General features: G+C 37.6%; 16 protein-coding genes and 1 tRNA gene. 13 read left to right on the top strand and 4 right to left on the bottom strand.

What is annotated here, in order from left to right; translation table 11 throughout:
* Positions 1-151 precede the first annotated feature (151 nt).
* The 4 genes from AC1M9H_RS03945 (at position 152) to rpmE (ending at position 4253) form a co-directional block, all read left to right on the top strand.
* Entirely contained in the window at positions 152-2329 is a 2178-nt protein-coding gene (locus tag AC1M9H_RS03945) for an AmpG family muropeptide MFS transporter (protein ID WP_481612891.1), read from the top strand.
* Positions 2330-2338: 9 nt separating this feature from the next.
* Positions 2339-2740, top strand: a complete 402-nt coding sequence (gloA, locus tag AC1M9H_RS03940; RefSeq protein ID WP_180027566.1) for a lactoylglutathione lyase — start codon at positions 2339-2341, stop codon at positions 2738-2740.
* 100 nt (positions 2741-2840) lie between these two features.
* A complete protein-coding gene (locus tag AC1M9H_RS03935; RefSeq protein WP_481612797.1) occupies positions 2841-3812 on the top strand; it encodes a bile acid:sodium symporter family protein in 972 nt (323 codons plus the stop codon).
* Positions 3813-4028: 216 nt separating this feature from the next.
* Entirely contained in the window at positions 4029-4253 is a 225-nt protein-coding gene (gene rpmE, locus AC1M9H_RS03930) for a 50S ribosomal protein L31 (protein WP_004971624.1), read from the top strand.
* A gap of 56 nt (positions 4254-4309) precedes the next feature.
* Here rpmE and AC1M9H_RS03925 read toward each other — a convergent pair whose 3' ends face one another.
* From AC1M9H_RS03925 to epmB, 3 genes are read right to left on the bottom strand one after another with little or no spacing between them, the layout of a single operon-like run.
* A complete protein-coding gene (locus tag AC1M9H_RS03925; RefSeq protein ID WP_481612796.1) occupies positions 4310-6520 on the bottom strand; it encodes an EAL domain-containing protein in 2211 nt (736 codons plus the stop codon).
* Entirely contained in the window at positions 6517-8274 is a 1758-nt protein-coding gene (locus AC1M9H_RS03920; RefSeq protein WP_481595521.1) for a GTPase, read from the bottom strand. Before AC1M9H_RS03920 ends, AC1M9H_RS03925 begins: the two co-directional genes overlap by 4 nt.
* A 12-nt stretch (positions 8275-8286) precedes the next feature.
* Positions 8287-9303 (bottom strand): EF-P beta-lysylation protein EpmB, encoded by a 1017-nt coding sequence (epmB, locus tag AC1M9H_RS03915; protein WP_035265849.1) that lies wholly within the window; start codon positions 9301-9303, stop codon positions 8287-8289.
* A 347-nt stretch (positions 9304-9650) separates the two neighbouring features.
* Between epmB and efp the strand changes: the two genes are divergently transcribed.
* The 8 genes from efp to AC1M9H_RS03875 all read left to right on the top strand — a co-directional run bounded on the left by efp (position 9651) and on the right by AC1M9H_RS03875 (position 18044).
* Positions 9651-10220: an elongation factor P gene (gene efp, locus AC1M9H_RS03910; RefSeq protein ID WP_035265851.1), complete on the top strand. Its 570-nt coding sequence runs from the start codon at positions 9651-9653 to the stop codon at positions 10218-10220.
* A 170-nt stretch (positions 10221-10390) separates the two neighbouring features.
* Positions 10391-12484: a carbon starvation CstA family protein gene (locus tag AC1M9H_RS03905; protein WP_481588443.1), complete on the top strand. Its 2094-nt coding sequence runs from the start codon at positions 10391-10393 to the stop codon at positions 12482-12484.
* Complete coding sequence (locus AC1M9H_RS03900; protein WP_481588442.1) at positions 12481-12783, top strand: YbdD/YjiX family protein; 303 nt, start codon at positions 12481-12483, stop codon at positions 12781-12783. The genes AC1M9H_RS03905 and AC1M9H_RS03900 overlap by 4 nt, the downstream gene beginning before the upstream one ends.
* A 125-nt stretch (positions 12784-12908) precedes the next feature.
* On the top strand, positions 12909-13925 hold the full coding sequence (locus tag AC1M9H_RS03895; RefSeq protein ID WP_481612795.1) for a 2-dehydropantoate 2-reductase: 1017 nt from the start codon (positions 12909-12911) through the stop codon (positions 13923-13925).
* A 98-nt stretch (positions 13926-14023) separates the two neighbouring features.
* Positions 14024-14983 carry an AAA family ATPase gene (locus tag AC1M9H_RS03890; RefSeq protein ID WP_035265922.1) on the top strand — a complete coding sequence of 320 codons (960 nt, stop codon included), beginning with the start codon at positions 14024-14026 and terminating at the stop codon, positions 14981-14983.
* Between the two features lie 10 nt (positions 14984-14993).
* On the top strand, positions 14994-15899 hold the full coding sequence (locus tag AC1M9H_RS03885) for a DUF58 domain-containing protein (RefSeq protein WP_481612794.1): 906 nt from the start codon (positions 14994-14996) through the stop codon (positions 15897-15899).
* Positions 15900-15928: 29 nt separating this feature from the next.
* On the top strand, positions 15929-17941 hold the full coding sequence (locus AC1M9H_RS03880; RefSeq protein ID WP_481612793.1) for a transglutaminase TgpA family protein: 2013 nt from the start codon (positions 15929-15931) through the stop codon (positions 17939-17941).
* Positions 17942-17967: 26 nt separating this feature from the next.
* Positions 17968-18044 (top strand) — tRNA-Val (locus tag AC1M9H_RS03875).
* A 49-nt stretch (positions 18045-18093) separates the two neighbouring features.
* Here the strand turns inward: AC1M9H_RS03875 and AC1M9H_RS03870 are convergent.
* Positions 18094-18957, bottom strand: coding sequence for an OmpA family protein (locus AC1M9H_RS03870; protein ID WP_481612792.1), 864 nt, complete (start codon positions 18955-18957; stop codon positions 18094-18096).
* Positions 18958-19101: 144 nt separating this feature from the next.
* Here AC1M9H_RS03870 and AC1M9H_RS03865 point away from each other — a divergent pair.
* Positions 19102-20119: BapA/Bap/LapF family prefix-like domain-containing protein (locus AC1M9H_RS03865; protein ID WP_481612791.1), on the top strand; the 1018-nt coding region annotated here is incomplete at its 3' end.

Here is a 20119-nt window from a genome sequence, read left to right as displayed (position 1 = left end):
TAGTTTAAGGTATACAGGTTTAGCCAAAAATATCAAGTTGAGATAGATCAAATTGATGAAATACTCGGTGAAGTTTGCGTAAATTATATTGAAACCAAGCGCATTACAGAGTTGAATAGCGAGAGTACTTTTGACTGAAAATAACAACGCAATGACATCACAATCTTCGTCACCAGAATCAGCTGGATGGACTTCGGCATTTAAAGCCTTTCTTGATCGACGCGCGATCATTATGCTTTTTTTGGGTTTCTCATCAGGTATCCCAATTTTTCTGATTTTTTCAACTCTATCTTTCTGGTTGAGTGAAGCCGGTATTCAACGTAGTACCATTACCATGTTTTCATGGGCAGCCTTAGCTTATGCTTTCAAGTTCATTTGGGCACCTTTGATTGACCGATTACCATTACCTTATTTAACAAGGAAATTGGGTAAACGACGAGGGTGGTTGTTGGTTTCACAGATTTTGGTTGCAATTGCTATTTGTTCAATGGCATTTACTGATCCGAGTATTCATGGAGGAAGTGTAGGGCCATTTTCAAGTTTAACGTTCATGGCGATATCCGCAATCTTTCTGGGATTCTCATCAGCGACACAAGATATTATCGTGGATGCTTATCGTATTGAGTTGACACAAGATACGAGTGTTCAGACGGTTATGGCTTCGACCTATAACGCAGGTTATCGAATTGCGACCATTGTAACTCAGCTCGGTGCATTACTCTTCGCTGCATCACTTGGTACAGCCATGGGTAACTATATTTATGAGGCGTGGCAGTCCACCTATTTACTCATGGCTGGATTGATGATGATTGGGATTGTGACGACTTTAGTGATTCATGAACCGGTAGTAAATCAAGAACCTCATCAATATCAAGCAAAGGATTATTTTCAGTTATTTATCGTCTTTGTGATTTCAACAGTAGTTTTCGTTTGTGGGTTTCTCCAATTTGGTGCTTGGATTTCACAGTTAAATATTGATGGTAATTTTTTGTCATTTATCGGGCAAGTTTTACGTTTCTTCGCGAGTGTGGCGTTGGCTGTGCTAGTCGTATTTGGATTAATCCGAGCAAAACTCATTGATGAAAAAATAGTCGTCGAGACATGGCTATCACCGATTTTAGATTTCTTCAAACGTTATGGTTTGAAAGTTGCGTTAGCTATTTTATTACTCATTGGTTTTTATCGAATTTCAGATATTGTCGCTGGAGTGGTTGCCAATCTTTTTTATCTTGATTTGAATTTTGATAAAGAAGAAATCGCTTGGTTTAACAAGTTTTTCGCCATTTTTTTTGTAATTTTAGGTGGCTTCCTTGGAGGCTTATTAGCTCAGCGTTATAACATTATGAAAATGATGTTGGTGGGCGCTATTGTTGCCAGCACGACCAATCTCATCTTTGTGGGGCTCGTAAAATCTGGACCAACGATGAATCAAATCTTGGTACAAATGGGAGGTCAACAGCATCAAGTGACTCCTGATGAAGTGGGGAACTGGTCTTTAAAGCTCCCTGCATCTAATTTTGCTGAACATAATAGTATTCAAGTGTTATCCACCCCTGATGGTTATGATAAAGCCCTTAATGTTGAAATCCCGCTTCAACGCTATTCGAGTCAAGATGATTCTCAGATTTTCATCCAAGCCATTGGAGGGGATAATGTTCTCTACCAAGATGAGTTAAGCAAGGATGTCATTATTCGCGGTCAACTCTCGAACTTAAAAGCTGACAGCACACTACAAACACTGAATATTCATATTTCAAATCAGCAAGTGATACCTGCGAAGTTGGATCAAAATAATTGGAGCGTGGTTGTCCCGGGAGACAGTCTAAAAAACCACACTAAATTTACGGTGCAAGCCGTCGTGCAGCATGCAGGTCAGGCGCATGAATTAATCCAAGATCATATTTATAAAACAGTTTCAACGATCCAACCGAAATCACGTATGACTTTATCTGATCTTCCAGCTGTTCAAGTTGATAGTGATCAAATAGTCGAACTCAAAGGTAAAGTGGTTGTCCCTTATAGCAAGGTGTGGCTAGTGATGGGCATTGTATTTGACAATCTCGCATCAGGACTTGCTGGTGCAGTATTTATTGCATTCCTATCAAGTTTGACTAGCGTTTCATTTACAGCAATGCAATATGCAATTTTTAGTTCATTGATGTTATTACTTCCAAAGATGATTGGTGGCTATTCAGGTACAATAGTGACAAACTTCGGTTATTCATCATTCTTCTTTATGACTTTTTTAATGGGTTTACCTATTTTGTTACTTGTTATTTGGGTGGCGAAATTGTTAAATCAGTTGAAAAGTACATCTTTCAATCAATAGGTAAATTTTATGCGAATGTTACATACCATGTTACGTGTAGGCAATTTAGAGCGTTCATTGACGTTCTATACTGAAGTACTCGGTATGACTTTGCTTCGTAAACGCGATTATGAAGAAGGTCGATTCACTTTAGCCTTTGTAGGTTATGGTGATGAAGAAAACAATACTGTTCTTGAGCTAACGCATAACTGGGATACAGACAGCTATGAGCTGGGTAATGCGTATGGTCATATTGCGATCGCAGTGGATGATGCGTATAAAGCGTGTGAAGAAATCAAAGCACGTGGTGGTAATGTTGTCCGTGAAGCTGGACCAATGAAAGGCGGTGTAACCGTAATCGCTTTTGTGGAAGATCCAGATGGTTACAAGATTGAACTGATTCAACAAGACAGTAATGCGAGAAATAATTAAGTTTCACTCGCTGATTGGTGAGTAAAATTTAAAAGATAAGCCCAATCGATGAGTATTGGGCTTATTTTCAATTCAGATAGAATAAAAAGAGGGATATGGGGTGCTAAAGCTCTTAGCGTTAGATCGTTTCACGATATTGCTGTTTGTTATGGTGATTTTAGCGTCAGTGATGCCAATTTCAGGTGTTGCTGCTCACTATTTTTCTTATTTCACCACGATTGCAATTGCAATCCTATTTTTTTTACATGGTGCAAAGTTATCACGTGAAGCGGTGATTCAAGGTATTAAACATTGGCACTTACACAGTTTGGTCTTTGCACTGACGTTTGCAGTTTTCCCAATTCTAGGATTAATAGCTAAACCTGTATTGCTACCGCTACTTGGACAAGAACTGTATTGGGGCTTCTTGTTTATGTGCTTCTTACCCTCAACAGTTCAGTCTTCTATTGCATTTACTTCAGTAGCAGGTGGTAATGTCGCAAGTGCTGTATGTAGTGCTTCATTCTCTAATATTATTGGTATGTTTATCACACCTATATTAGTGACCTTATTTATTTTAGGTCAGTCTAATCATGGGTTTGATCCAACCAGTGCGATCGTCAAAATTATTCTGCTGTTATTGGTTCCATTTATTTTGGGACAATTATTGCGTCCTATTGTTTTTCCTCTGATACAAAAAGCCCCGAGTATTGTCAAAACTTTTGATCAAGGCTCAATTCTTTTGGTGGTGTATGGCGCATTCAGTAGTGCAGTCGTAGCAGGTCTATGGAATGAAGTCAGTGGGGTGACCTTAATGTGGTTAATTATTGCATGCTCTGTGCTTCTGACCTTGATTATGCTTTTAGCCTATCACGCCCCAAAGTGGTTTGGATTTAATCGTGCCGATCAAATTGCTGTATTTTTTTGTGGTTCTAAGAAAACACTCGCAAGTGGAGTGCCTATGGCGCAAATTCTTTTCATTGGACAACCTATGGGGATGATCATATTGCCAATTATGATTTTCCATCAGATCCAATTAATGGTGTGCGGAATTATTGCAAATCATTGGTCCAAGCAAATTGAAAAGTCTTAAAGGAATAATTCGCTATCTGAAATAAAGTGGCGTATAATGTCGTCCACTTGTTGTGCTTAGCTCTGACGGAAGCCGTCTCGGTGGGCCAAAAGAATGGTCTGTTGTGGTGTTGGTCTGCTGTATTTCAGCCTTTCCTCTGCATCTGTTGTAATGGATGAAGAGAGTGATCAATTGCGATGACAGCTAAAGCCTTCTTAACTCTATGGAGAATCGACCATGCGCGCCGATATTCACCCAAAATACGAAAAATTAGTTGCTACTTGCTCTTGCGGTAACGTAATCGAAACTCGTTCAGCTGTTGGTAAAGAAACACTTTACCTAGACGTATGCTCAGCTTGCCACCCATTCTACACTGGTAAGCAAAAGAACGTTGACACTGGCGGTCGTATCGACAAGTTCAAACAACGTTTTGCTGGTATGTCACGTTCTATCAAACGTTAATACCCAAAATAAAAAAACAGGCGTTCAGCCTGTTTTTTTATGTCCAAAATTTGGAATTAACTTTGATCTTGAACATTTATGAGCTGATCCAATTTACGCTGGTAATAATCACCTTGTAAAAATCTCACGTCGACATTCCACGCGTTGGCAAAGCTATTCATATCATTGAGATTTTTGAGTAATAAATTGACTGATCGATGACTATAGAAGTATTCAATCGCTTGTTTAAAACGTTCAATACCTTCTTCAGTATTTAAATCATCTGTGAATTCTTCATGCAGCGTGAAATTCTGAATATTGGCAACTTTGAGAATGAGATCGCTACATTTACTTAATCCAAACTCACAAACGGCAATATCTGCACCTTGTGCTCTCAATACCTCAATCGCAGGCAGAATTTCATTTAAATGTTGAGCAATGTATTTTTCTTTAAACTGTAAAATCAGTGGTTGAGGTGCTTTTGCGCCTACAATCATGAGCAGTTTTGAAATTAATTCTGCCAATTGATGATGCTTTAAAAGAACATGGTGTCGTAAATTAATAATCAGTTTAGCTTCAGGATATTGTGTTAAAAAATTGTGCAGTTGCTTTGCTGCTTCAACCAAAATCCATCGGTCAATTTTAATAGACAACTCAGGGTCATCCACCAATTCTTCAATATCGTCCAATTGAATCCATTGGTTTTCAAAAATAAACCCACTGCTTACTTCATAGGTATTAAGACTAGTGTCTTCTTTATCATAGATTTGTTGGAACTTTAGCGTAATTTGATCGCGTTCAAGAACTTTACGAAGATGTACTAGGATATCGCCGTGAACTTCGTCTGACTGTACAGGTTCTTCAATTGCTTGAGATACAAATTCTGTTGAATGATCAGGCTCTACTTCAGAAGAAGGTGTATTCAACTGAATAGAGGTCGGCTCATCTGCTTGAGTAACTTCAAAATGAATCTCTTCAATTTCTTCAAGCGTTGTCTCTAAAGCAGCATCATTGCTCAATAAATTGGGTAGGGGTGTGTTATAAGCATTTGCAATGAGCTGTTCAAAATTATCTACATTTAAATCTGACAGTTTGAAGAGACTATAACCAATTTTGACATGCTGTTGATAGGTTTGATCTCCCAGATTGACGAGCCTAGGTTTTTCAAGCGCATGTAGCGCAGAGAGTCTTGATTTTAGAACTTCAATCGTTTCAGCTTGAATGATAGTGGCATACAGGGCTGTTTCAATTTTAAATACAGCGCCATTGGTCTGTTCGAGAATAAAGTCTGAAAGTTTGCCGAAATAGCCTTTAAAAGTATCCCAATCAGAACTCAAGATATAGTCTGGACAACTGGCTAGGCTGAAGATGACCAAAGCATTTTCTTGAGCAGGGTGTTCTTCAAGATGTTGTAAAATTTTTGCCAATGTTGTGTGTGGTGCAATTCTACTGTCTTGGTGAGGTGCAGTCTCAAGTTGAGGACTAAATGGTTGATCATCCTGTTGAAAATGCGTTGAAATCGTAATTTCAATGATTTGATTTTGATCTGTAGGATTACATTCAATTTGGACTGGATTTTGATGTGTTAACTGTGGATTAAGAGAAATCAGTTCAAAAGGTCCATACTCAAATTTACCGAAAGCTAATTTTTTAAATCGTGCTTTAAAAGATTGAATATCCTCAGGTTGTATTAAATCAATGAGCGGGGATCCAATAACGTCATCAAACGTGTTGAAGCCAAATAAATGCGTAAACTCATGGTTGCATTCAACGACAATCCCTTCTTCTATGATTGCAACTGCTTTTTTATGCTCTTCGATCCAATTTTGTTTAATTTGAACATTGTGTTTCAGTTCATCCGTTAATTGCATCTGATTTTTTTGTAAGCGACTAAAAGCCAATGCTCGAATAATTTTAAGTAAACATTGTTCAGGTTGATCAATATTTAAAACATCGTAGATGCCCATCGAAATGAGTTTTACTTCAGACATTTCTAGCGCTTCTGGAGCTAGATAAAGTGTTGGGGTAAAAGCTTTATCAGAATCTGCAAGCAGTCGAAGAAAATGAGTTAAGGTCAGTTCATAGGCACGACCAAACAGAATTAAATCCCAATCTAAATGAAGTTGCTTTTCAAGACTCACTTGATCATCGAGTAGCACTGCTTCTACCTTGTACTCGCGTTTTTCGAGTAAAGAGATAATATGGTTATAACGAATCTGATTATCATCGACAATGAGTAAGCGCATTCCAGATTGCTTTAATTGTGTTGATAGAAGTAGGTTTTTCACTTCAATGCTTCCCATACGTCTTGAAAACGATTTGATTCAAGGTTTTGATGTTGTAAAAATTCATCAATCAGATATTGCTGCTCATCATTAAATAATTCAAATTCAAATTGAACAAAACTTTGTGTGATGAGCATGGTCTTTATCAATTCTACTTTGATATCTTGATCAGTTAAGCGTAAATAAATAGATTGTTGTTCTTTGAAAAACTGTAAATTTGGCAAAATAAGAGAATGCTGTGGAGCATCAATCTTCAAGGTATGTACAAATAAACATGGATGATAATTAAAAGAACTTCGATCTGTATAAACTTTTGCGGCGCAAGGGTGAATATCGGGTCCAATCACTTCAAGCCCAAGTTCATAGCTTTTTTTAACAGATTGTTTGATCCAACGAATTACACCACCTTTCCATTTGCTGTTCACTCCCTCATTGATCAGGATAAATTCACCAGTTCTTAAATTTGGAGGTGCTTCTTCTTCTAACCAACGTACGCGATAACCATTTAAACTGATATCTAAAACTTGAGCCGCATGGATTTGACGTGCCTGTTTATCTAGAACCTTGTTTGATTTGTCTGTATAGGCATCTGGGTAGTCATTTAAATATGTAAATGCAAACTCGTCTTCTGATTTTGATTTAGGCGGTGTTAGTCGTAAGGTTTCGCTAAAAGTTTTGGTTTTAGAGAGATAATAATGAGCGGTAAGTAAACTGAAACAGAGTTGTAACTGAGCGGAATGTTCATAACGTTCATGTCGGCGTTCAATGGTCGAGCCTAAAACATTTTGTACATGAAATTTAAGAGGCGCAGTTAAATATGCTTTCTCTTTCTTAGATAAATATTCATTGTCCTTTTGAATGGTTAAGTTGACATGCTCAAGCAACGATTGTGTCGCCACGAAAATGTTTGGTTTAAAACTCTCATGGTGTTTTCGGTTGTAAACTGGCGGATGATCTTTAGTGGTATCAATGACGTAACGAGATAAAGCGGTTTCGCGTGGTAAAACTTGCACTAATTGTGCCCAATCCGCTGTGCATTGATAGAGCGCGTAGATCTCAGAAGGACGAATTTGGTGAGTATTAAATATTTCTAATAATAAGACTTGGGCATAGCACTGTTGAATATTTTTTAAAGCGTGATGAGTGCCTTGCAATAAATTAATATTGACCGTGTGTTCTTGGTTTTTTAATGCCAAATCATACAGATAATGGGTCATTAACCATTGCTTAGACAAGGCAGAACGATAAAGCATCTGTTGTTGTACTAGCAATAAACCCAATTGTTGAAGAGCGTAATAACTGGAAAGGAGTCGTGCAGTTTTCACATTACGCTTTTGAGCAAACTTCAAAATAGAAAACTTTTGTTGTTTTAGCTGCATTTCACTGCGCTGTGCAATATCTATGTAGATATCAGCAAATAATGTTCTCAAGCGAGTGGTTAATTCAATAATATCTTTGTTACGGTCAGATAGAAAAAGACCTTGATTTAAAAAGTTTTTTTCAAGTCTCTCTAAAATATTTTCGATCAAAGGGTGTAGCGCTTGAATAAGATCAAAGCGCAATGTTTCCGAACATTTGAGTTCAGCGATTTCATATAGGGCTTTCAACACCGCTTCAGAGGTGTCACCTAATTGCATAATTGAAAGTTGAGATGCCCAAAAACCCAAGTCCTGAACATTTGCATTTGCAAAACTCAGTTGATCTCGAGTCAAGGCAGTAGGATAGTGAAAAATTTCTGAAATCTGAGCCTGAAGCATGTGAATGAGTCTCTAAAAAGTGGCAACTCCATAAAGCGGTGTTTTATTCTGTTCTCCCGCAATTTCTCTAACCAGCTTTGGAACCAAGTATCCAGGCAACCTTGCCAAAACCTCTTTATAGATTGAATCAATAGATTCACTTGGTAAATCAAAATGCTGAGCACCTTTCACTTTATCCAACACATGTAAATAATAAGGCATCACACGCGCATCAAATAATCGATGACTTAGATCAACCAAAATATCAGGATGATCATTAATACCTTTTAATAACACAGCTTGATTCAACACCAAAATATTTTGTTGTGAAATTTGCATTAATTTCGAAGCGGTAAAGTCATCAATTTCAGTAGCATGGTTTGAGTGTACCACTAGAATAATACGTAGCCTACTGTTTTTTAACAGAGAAATAAGTTCATCATCAAGCCGATTTGGGATAACGATTGGAACTCGAGAATGAATACGCAAAATTTTAAGATGTGGAATTGAACTTAATCTATCGATCCAAACGGCAAGTTTACGATTTGAAAGTGTTAGGGGATCCCCTCCGCTTAAAATCACTTCATTGATTTCTGGATGAGCGAGTAAGTAGTCTTGTATTTTTTTCCAGTCGTCATTTTTAGGTAAATTTTCTTGATATGGAAAATGACGTCTAAAACAATAACGACAATGAACAGCACATGCACCTGTTAAAGTCAGTAAAAAACGTGACTGATATTTATGTAATACACCTGGAATTAAATTGGCAGCCTCCTCATCAAGGGGGTCTGTCACAAAATCAGGATGTTCATTTAATTCCAGATGATGAGGGAGTACTTGAAGTAACAGTGGATCATCAGGATTAGATTTTTGCATCTTCGCGACGAAGGCGCGAGGGACTCTTAATTTAAATTGGGCTGATGCCAAAATTGCACCATGTATTAAATCTTCAGGTTGCAATTCCAAGAGTTCAATGAGCTCATGTGGGTCAGTGATTAAATCGCTGAGTTGATTTTGCCAATGTTGCTCTTGATACAAATAGTGGGTCATACAGTTTAAATTTAGAGGGAGATGAAAGGCTTCATTTTAAATCAAAACCCATTGAAAAATTCAGTTGTGTCCTGATTAAGCCTTCTTTATTGAATGTTGGGATGAAAATACTCAAGCCTAAAGATGATCAAATTAAGTCTACAACAGTAGTTCTGCATGGAACTTAGACAGCTTAAACGTTGTATTTCGGAATTTATCATTGCGGCAGAGTAGGTTGGTCATTTAGAATACGCAACATAAATGCATGTGCATGTGGCATATCATGCACCTGTCAGACTTGCTAAATGACAGTGTAGCAGCCCATCGCATTAATAGATTAAAGTTAGTAAGTTTGGAGTGAGCCTCTCATGGCCTATTATTCTACGAACGATTTCAAGTCTGGCCTTAAGGTAATGCTTGATGGTAACCCATGCTCAATCATGGAAAACGAATACGTTAAACCAGGTAAAGGCCAAGCGTTCAACCGTGTTAAATTACGTAACCTTAAATCAGGTAAAGTATTAGAAAAAACATTTAAATCTGGTGATTCTTTAGAAGCAGCAGATATCGTAGAAGTAGAAATGGACTACTTATACAACGACGGCGAACTATGGAACTTCATGGATCCTGTGACTTTCGAGCAAATTGCGGCTGATAAAGTTGCAATGGGTGATGCTGCGAAATGGTTGAAAGACGATTCAAACGAAAAATGCACAATCATGTTATGGAATGGTGTTCCTTTAACAGTGAATGCACCTAACTTCGTGGTATTAAAAATTGTTGAAACTGATCCAGGCGTACGTGGTGATACTTCTGGCGGTGGTGGTAAACCAGCGAAACTTGAAACAGGTGCTGTAGTACGTGTTCCATTATTCGTTCAACAAGAAGAAAGCGTTCGTGTTGATACACGTACTGGTGAATACTTAGAACGTGCATAATGGTGTAAATTTATACTATTATCGAAAGGGATGATGACAATCATCCCTTTTTTAATGCCAAGGTCTAAGGTAAAGAAGAATTATTGAGGAGTATAGTCGCAAGGGAAAACAGCAGTAACACGAATAATAAAATTGAGCTGATTGCAAATACGAAATAATGAGGGTTTGATATGGATCAAATACAACCGAAGTCATCCATGACTTCGAAATTGATTTGGATTATTGTGGCCATAATCGGTGCAGTATCCTTTGGAATATTAGCGGTTAGTCGTGGAGAACATGTCAACGCAGTTTGGCTCGTACTCGCTGCAGTCTGTGTTTACAGTATTGCATATCGTTTTTATAGTTTATTTATTGCTAATAAAGTATTCGAGTTAAATGCTCGGCGTTTAACACCTGCGCACCGTCTAGCGGATGGTCTAGATTATGTGCCTACAAATAAAAGTGTTCTGTTTGGTCATCACTTTGCTGCGATTGCAGGTGCTGGTCCGTTAGTTGGGCCTATTCTTGCTGCGCAAATGGGTTATTTACCAGGAACGATTTGGCTGTTAGTCGGTGTTGTACTGGCAGGTGCAGTCCAAGATTTTCTAGTTTTATTTATTTCTACACGCCGTGACGGACGTTCACTGGGTGAAATGGCAAAACAAGAACTGGGTTCATTTGCAGGAATTATTGTGATGCTTGGCGCATTAGGGGTAATGATCATTATCCTAGCTGTGCTTGCACTCGTGGTGGTTAAAGCATTAACCAATAGTCCATGGGGTGTGTTTAGTATTGCTGCCACCATTCCAATTGCATTATTTATGGGCGTATATATGCGATATATCCGTCCAGGAAAGATTGCCGAAGTTTCAATCATTGGCTTTGTACTAATGATGCTCGGTATCATCTACGGTGAAAATATTGCTCAACATCCTTATTGGGGGCAATTATTCACTTTATCTGGTACAGAGTTAACATGGGCATTGATTATCTACGGTTTCATCGCTTCTGTATTACCAGTATGGTTGTTATTGGCTCCACGTGATTATTTATCGACTTTCTTGAAAATTGGCGTGATTGCAGGTTTAGCATTGGGTATCGTATTTGCGATGCCTGAATTAAAAATGCCTGCAATTACCCACTTCGTAGATGGTACGGGACCTGTATTCTCTGGATCACTTTTCCCATTCTTATTTATTACCATTGCCTGTGGTGCAATTTCAGGTTTCCATGCATTGGTTTCATCAGGAACTACACCTAAGCTCGTAAATAATGAACGCGATATCCGGATGATCGGATACGGCGGTATGTTGATGGAATCATTTGTCGCAATCATGGCGATGATCTGTGCAACGATCTTGGATCCAGGCGTTTATTTTGCCATTAACTCACCAGCTGCGGTGATAGGAACGACGGTTGAAAGTGCCGCAGAGGCGGTACGTAATTTAGGATTTGTGGTTACACCTGAAGCTTTAACACTACTTGCTCAAGAGGTTGGTGAAAGCACAATTCTTTCTCGTACTGGTGGTGCACCGACGTTTGCGATTGGTATGGCGCACATCATCACTGAAATTTTTAATAGTCGTGAAATGATGGCATTTTGGTATCACTTTGCGATCTTGTTTGAAGCGCTATTTATTCTAACTGCGGTTGATGCAGGAACACGTGCTTGCCGTTTTATGGTTCAAGATACTGTGGGTATCGTTGTCCCTGCGGTTAAAAACTCTAAGTCGTTTGTGGGCAACTTGATTGGTACTGCCGTTGCAGTCTCAGGCTGGGGGTTCTTTGTATATCAAGGCGTAGTTGATCCACTGGGCGGTATCAATAGTTTGTGGCCATTATTTGGTATTGGTAACCAAATTTTAGCTGCGATGGCGCTGATGCTGGGTACTGTCATTTTGTTCAAAATGAAGAAAGAAAAATATGTGTGGGTCACCATTGTTCCAACGATTTTCCTCTTCATTACAGCGATGACTGCTGGTTGGCAAAAAATCTTCCATGAAAATCCAAAAATTGGATTCTTAGCACAAGCAGATCGTTTCAATGCGGCTATTGAGCGAAACGAAATTTTAGCGCCTGCGAAATCCATTGCGGAAATGCAAACTGTTGCTTTATCTAATCAGATTAATGCTGCGTTATGTGCATTCTTTATGATTGTTGCTGTGGTGATGTTGTTTGCTGCCATTAAAGTGATTCGTCGTGCATTAGCAAATCCGCAGCCAACGGCTCAGGAAGCTGAAGCAATTTATACTGATCAAGTCCCTGCAGGAGAGACCAAATGAGTTTGAAAGAACAAATTCGTCAAAAGCTGGCATTGGGTAAAATCATTAAATTCACGATTTTGGCTCAGCCGAAGAAGTTTTTAATGTTGAATGGAATCAAAACAGTTCAACTGATTTGGCAGCGGCTACAACAAAGTTTTCGTTTAATGGTGGGTGTCCCAGATTACCAAAACTATGTAGAGCATATGAAAAAGCATCACCCTGACCTAGAGCCAATGGATGAAAAAACATTTCATCGTTATTGTGTCGATGCACGCTATCCAAGTGCAGCAGGCGGTATGAAAAAATGTCCATGTTAATTTTCTAATATTAAATAAAAAACGGCACTGAGGTGTCGTTTTTTATTTGTTTTAATTGTATAAAACCTGACAAATTTATTGTTCTGAAACTCGTATACTCTTGATCAATAACAAAGGATAAAAACATGAAAATTGGAATTTATGGTGTAGGATCGATTGGCTGTTATATCGGTGGAAGAATGGTCGCAGCAGGCCATCAGGTGACATTTTACTGTAGGGAAAGAAGCTATCAAAAATTAAGCCAAAATGGATTGGAGCTCAGTGATTTAAACGGCTACCATCATAAGCTCACTCCAGATCAATTAAGACTTACAACAAATCTAGCAGAAGTCTTAGACACGGACTTAGTCATGATTTGTGTAAAATCAGCAGCGACAGAGCAAGTGGCATCTGAAATACGAAGCTGTGACACTCTCAATAAACCGAGTCTCATCAGTTTTCAAAATGGGGTGAGTAATGTTCCACGGTTAAAAAAAATGCTGCCAGAATGGGAGATTATGGAAGGAATGGTTCCATTTAATGTCGCAGAACTCAAACCGTCTCATTTCCATCAAGGTTCTGATGGAACATTAATGATAAAAAAATTTGTAGAAAGTAATCAGCTAAAAATAGTGTTAGATGCGGCGAAACTGCAAGTTGAATTCCGTGATGATATGTTAGAGGTACAGTGGGCTAAAGTCTTATTCAACTTGAACAATTCGATTAACGCTTTATCTGGTCTAACTTTAAGAAATCAACTTACTAATCGAATGTATAGAAAGTGCCTTGCTCAGGCACAGTTAGAGACGCTTCAAATTTTAAAGCAGGCAAATATTAAACCCGCACAATTAACGCCTGTAACAGCGAACATCATTCCTCATATTCTTCGACTTCCTAATTGGTTGTTTAAGTTGATCAGTCGCAAAATGTTAGCCATTGATCCACTAGCTCGTTCATCTATGCAGGATGATCTGAATTTAGGGCGCACGACGGAGGTTGATTGGATTAATGGTGAAGTGGTCAGACTTGCTAATACACTCGGGGGGAATGCACCGATCAACAGCTATTTTATTGAACAGATCAAGCTGGCGGAAAACAATAATTCAAGCCTTCAAATTGGACCTGAAGAGATGCTCACACAGTTGAAGCTTATTCAGCATTAAGTTTGATACTGATTCTTTAATACACTGATTATTAGAAATATTTGAGAAAATAAAAAAAACCTGTATGGTAGAAATATATAGTTTTGGAAATGTAAATGATGATTTGGGGAATGAAGCAGAGTGTTCAATCAAAAGATATTATACAGCCTGAGTTAGAATCTCAGATTCAATCATTTACTCCCAAAATTTCATTATTTCTAGAACAAATCAATCAAATTGTTTTGGATAAAAATACGCAAACTGAATTGGCTTTATGTAGTTTAATTGCAGGTGGTCATATTTTATTTGAAGACTTACCTGGATTGGGTAAGACCACATTGGCCAGTAGTTTGGCATCATTATCAGGTTTATCATTTCAAAGAATCCAATTTACCAATGATATGCTCGCCAGTGATGTAATTGGCGTGAATGTTTTTAATCAAAAAGAGCATCAGTTTGAATTTAAGTACGGACCTGTCTTTACCCAAGTTCTTTTGGCAGATGAAATTAATCGCTGTAGTCCTAAGACACAGAGTGCATTGCTAGAAGCGATGGAAGAGGGCTACGCCACGATTGATGGACAGCGTTATGCTTTACCTCAGCCTTTTTGGGTGATAGCAACTCAGAATCCACTCTTTCAAAGCGGGACTTATGCACTACCAGAGTCTCAGTTAGACAGATTCCTCATGCGGTTATCTCTTGGCTATCCATCTCGCCATGCAGAAAAAATACTTCTTCAACAAGAATCACGTGCCAAATTAATCGCACAGTTGATCCATGTATTTAATGAGACTGAAATACTGAGATTGCAATCTTTGACTCATCAAGTCCATTTAAGTGATGCAATTCAAGACTATTTATTGGATTTGGCTGCGGTAACACGAAAAAGTGCGCATGGTTTATCGACGCGTGGATTATTGGCTTTAAAACGAGCATCACAAGCGAGAGCGATCGTGCATGCCAGAGCCTTTGTCATTCCTGATGATGTAAAAGCTGTATTTTCAGCAGTATGCGCTCATCGATTAAACTTGAGTGAGGATGAGACGGTCTCCCTAATGAATCAGGTTAAATTGATTTGAGGTTATGCAGGTGACCAGTATCTGGAAGCAATGGTTAGAAAAAAGATTTCGGTTTGAGCAGAGTAAAAAAATTGGTCAACGCGATATTTTGATTTTTATTTATCAGCAAGGTTTCTTATATCTTGTGTTGATTTTTATCACATTTATTGCGGGTATTAACTATGCCAATAATTTGATATTAGGTTTCTGCTTTTTAATTAGTGCGATCTTATGCATTAGTTTTTATATCACCTTTAAACAATTGCATGGTCTTGAGATAGACATCATTACTGATGAAGTCGGACAGGTAGGGCACTCGATTTTATTTAAAATCTACTTGAATCAACCTTATTCATATTCACGTTATTTATCGATCTCCATCGATTCTGAGACACAGCATATTCACATTGACCAAAAACAGTCTGAATGTGTTATTCAGATTCAGGTTGATCAACGAGGACAGTATAACTATCCCGATATACACATTGCTTCAGTGTATCCATTTGGTCTTGTTCGAGCTTGGACTTTTATCTTTCATGGGCGACATGCATGGATTGCGCCTCAAGCCAAAATAAATCCGAATACAAGCTTTTCAAATGCATTTGTATTGGATCAGGAAAAAGATGAGTTTAAAGAATTAAGAAGTTTTCAGGTCGGCGACTCATTACAAAGTGTATCTTGGAAGCAGGCTGCTCGTGGACAAGGTTTGTATATTAAAGTTTTTGAAGAGCATCAACAGGATCGATGTGTTGATATTCATTATCATCATATGCCGTCAGTCGAGCATGAAGAAAAGCTCAAATATATGATGGGTGTGGTGGAGCAGTGTGAGCAATTACAAATTCCTTTTAAGCTGGTGTTACCTCATGCCGAATTGAATCAAGGATTTGGAGCTGAGCATATCAAGCAGGCTAAAATTCTGCTTGCTCAGGCATAAAGTGTGAAATAGAAAATAGGTTTTGATATATGGTACATCCTAAAGTTTCACAATCCATGCTATTGAGTTTGGCACTCATTTTATTTATCCAGATTATTTATCTGCCTTATGCTTTAATTTTGGTGCTCTGTATTGAGCTTATATATTTATGGCATATTCAAAAAAGTAAAAAAAATGTCTCCAAAGCAATAAAATTTAGTTTTACAGCAATTGCACTTGGCGCGATTTATCTGCATTACCATACCTTTGTTGGTGTTGAGGCTGGGGTAGCATCGCTGACAACTTTTCTATTTGCAAAAGCATTAGAAACCCAAAAAAAACGTGATTTGATCATCGTTTTTAATTTTGCCTTATTCGTGGCGGCAAGTACGTTTTTATACAGTCAAACGTTGTATGTTGCTTTGGGAGTGGTGCTGTGCTTAGTGAGCTGTTTTGTAGGACTCTATAGAATTCAAACCGCGGAGTTTCTGTCCACTCCTGAAACTAAAAATGGCTTAAAGCACGATATCATTCATGTCGGCAAATTCATCGGATTGGCAATTCCTTTTTTTATATTGCTCTTTATTTTTTTCCCACGATTACCTCCGCTTTGGCATATCCCGATTCAACAAAATAAGGGAATGACAGGAATCAGTGACTCTATGTCCCCAGGTGACATTGCTGAGTTGTCTCAGTCAAATGAATTAGCATTTCGTATTATTGGTGATATGACAAAATTACCGACGCGTTCAGAAATGTATTGGCGAGCTTTGGTCTTAGATCAATATGATGGTCAAAAATGGACGAGTCATGGATTTAATAGAGGGTTAAACGAGTTAAACTCTTATCAACTTTCTATTTTAAATCAAAAAGTTGAATATCAGTATTTGGCTAAAGATCCTTCTGTAGATTGGATTATGGGATTAGAGCAATCTGTACCTCAACAACGAAATTATTATCTCCGTTATGACGGTGGTATTTCAGCTCAACGACCTATTCAAACGGCTCAACCTATAAACTTAGTTTGGTTAGGGCGTGGGACGAAAATAAATCATGAACTTAGTCAGTTTCAAATTCATTATTACACCCAGTATCTCCATCAGCGTGATATCAAAAGTCAAAGTTTAGCGTGGGACTTATTTATTAAAAGTGGAGAGCAGCCAGAGCGTTATATCCAGCAAGTTTTAGACTGGTTTAAGCAAAATAGCTTTCAGTATTCTTTATATCCGGGTGTTTTGAGTGGTGATCGGATAGATGCATTTCTGTTTAATTCACGACAAGGATTTTGTGAGCATTTTGCTTCTAGTTTTGTCATGATGATGCGTTATGTCGGTATTCCTGCCCGAGTCGTGACTGGTTATCAAGGAGGTCAATTTGCGCCAGACCAGAAAAGTTGGGAAGTGAGGCAGTTAGATGCACATGCTTGGACTGAAGTATATTTTGGAGGTCAATGGCAGAGGATTGATCCCACTGCAATGATTGCTCCTGAACGTATTGATCAGGGAATGCAAAATTTAATTCAAAATAATCAAACACTCTACTCTGAGAATACAAATTGGTCAGTTGCAAAATATCCTTTTTTGACAAAAATTCGTGTATGGAGTGATTACGCAAGTTATCAATGGCAAAGTAAAATTGTTGGATATAACGCTGATCAACAACAGAATTGGATGACAAAATTCGGAATTCATTCAGTTGCTTCAGTGTTTGTGATTATCCTTGCAGGCTCACTGATCATATTAGGATGTTATACACTATGGATGTTGAGAAAAAAAAGAAAACACTATTCACAAATCGATTGGGTACTTCATATTTTTAATAAAAAATTAGGACTCCACAATCGCCGTTATTCTTACGAAACGGTTCGACAATGGTTGGAAAGAATTTCATCACCTTTAAGTCAAAATGATAGAGCTGTTTTCCTCGAAATTGTCATTCTGTACGAGCACTTAAGTTATTCACAATCGAGTATTTCCAAACAAGAGTTCGCAAATTTTAAGTCAATGATTAAAACTTGTTCATTTCTTTTGGTTAAATATGAAAAAGGCTTGTCAGCCAAGTGATTTTTGCATAAGATGCGAAGCATTCTAGGTGTATAGCTCAGTTGGTTAGAGCGCTACGTTGACATCGTAGAGGTCTCCAGTTCGAGTCTGGATATACCTACCAAGATTTAAAAAAAAGGGCTTAAGTATTTTACTTAAGCCCTTTTTTATTATTAGCGTTTATTTATGCCTGTGATTTCAACTTCTACGCGTCGATCGGGTTGAAGGCAAGCATGAAGTTTTTCACGGTTTGGTTCATTGAAGCAACCATCTGTTTTCGGACTTGATTTTCCTGCTGATCTAAAACTAATTTCACGGACAGGAACGTTAGCATTAATTAAGTATTGCTGAATAGTTCTTGCGCGATTGTATCCAAGTTGTTGATTGTATGCTTCTGTACCCAATCTATCTGTATGACCAGTAAGCACAATATTGTCAATCTGAACTTGATAGTTATCAATTTTACTCACTAAATCATTTAGGCTTTTCTGACCTTCTGGGAGTAGATCATTTAATGTGTAGCCATCGAATTTAAATAGCGTATCTGTGTTTAATTCGATTTTTTCATTTTGCAAGATTTTATTATCATCAGATAATTTTTGCTCAGGACAAATTATAGTGCTGTGAATATTCGGGATTAAGATTGTAGGTTGATTTTGATTATTAATAGTTAAAATAATTTCAGCATTTTTATGCTCATTTGTTACACAAATTAACAATTTGTTTGTTTTGCAGTCTTCATCGCAATTTTTTGTGTAAAGTGTATATTTATTTGCATTTAAATAATATTTCGCTTCGTTGTTGATTTGAAAAACACCTGATTTAAAACCATCAATATAAAACTCTATAGGGCAGTCTTTTTCATTTTCTTCAGCAGAACATAATCTGGTGTCTCGTTTTACATTTAAGGTAAATGAATTCAAGTTATTGTTTTGAAACAATAAATTATCAGGTTTGTTTTTTCTGATTGATTGATTGTTAAATGTACATCCTGACAGTGTAAAAATACAAGAAATAAAAAAAATTGAGTACTTCATAATTACTGCCTTAAAGTTTAAATAAAAAAATTAAGATAATTAAAATTAGCTTAATAATTTAGATCAGTGCATCTGTTGTTGAAAAAATAACACTTTGTTACACTAGATTCTAGTTTCTTTACAAATTAGATTGGGTTAACGGCTATGTATTCAATTTCGGTTATTAGCAAAGAAGATTTAGAAAAAAAAAGCCTGAATGACACTGTTGTTAACTTGGATGAAATATCAATAGTCCATGTTCACGTTGATAAAGATCGCGTAAAAAACTTTATTCAAAATGAATATCAACTCATTATTGTTCTTGATAACAATGATCAAATTATCATTGATAACTTTTTTGCTGAATTTAATCAGGATGCGCATTCTGATTTAGTTTTGGACGATGATGACTGTGCATTTCTCTGGGTTGACTTTGAAAACGGTTTTTATACGTTTAAAGAGTTATCGGGTCTTGAACTATTACTCACATCGACTGCTTCAACAGAATTAACGCTATTACCTTGGATTGCGGGCGGTATTTTAATTGGTGGGGGGGCAGCAGGTTTAGTAAATTATTATGATAATGAATCAGGTAATGCTCCCAATCCACTTACTGCTCCAGAAATTAAAATTTTAACTGATGGAAATCAGGATGGGATACTCAGTGAGACTGAACTTAGTAATTTAAACGAAATCCAAATTCAGATCACTTTGCCTCTAGGTGCATCAACAGGAAATTTAATTGAGGTATTCAATAAAAATGGCGAAGTTATTTTTAGCTATGTGTTAACTCAAGAAGATATCAACAATAATATTATTATTTTCGCATATCCTCGCCCACTCGAAGATGGAAATCTAAGTTTTACTGCTCAAATTTCTAATGCTGCAGGAAAATCACCAGAATCAGACCCCGCTGATGCAATTATAGATACTACTCAACCTATAGTCACTGTAACCATTGAAGCTGGTGAGAGCAACAACGTTGCACAATTTGCAACCTTTAGCTTCAGCAAACCAGTAACAGGCTTTGATGAGTCTGACTTAATTGTTAGCGGTGCAAGCATTGTTCCAGGTAGCTTAAAACAAAATGCGGATGGCACGTGGACTGTTGAATTGACAGGTGCAAAACAAGGTCAGCCGGTCTATGTTGAAGTGAAAGACAAGAGCTATACCGACCTTGCAG

The organism is Acinetobacter sp. ANC_7512 (genome assembly GCF_056779935.1).
The sequence above is the reverse complement of the archived record's forward strand: the minus strand, read 5'-3'. Positions and strand labels throughout refer to the sequence as shown.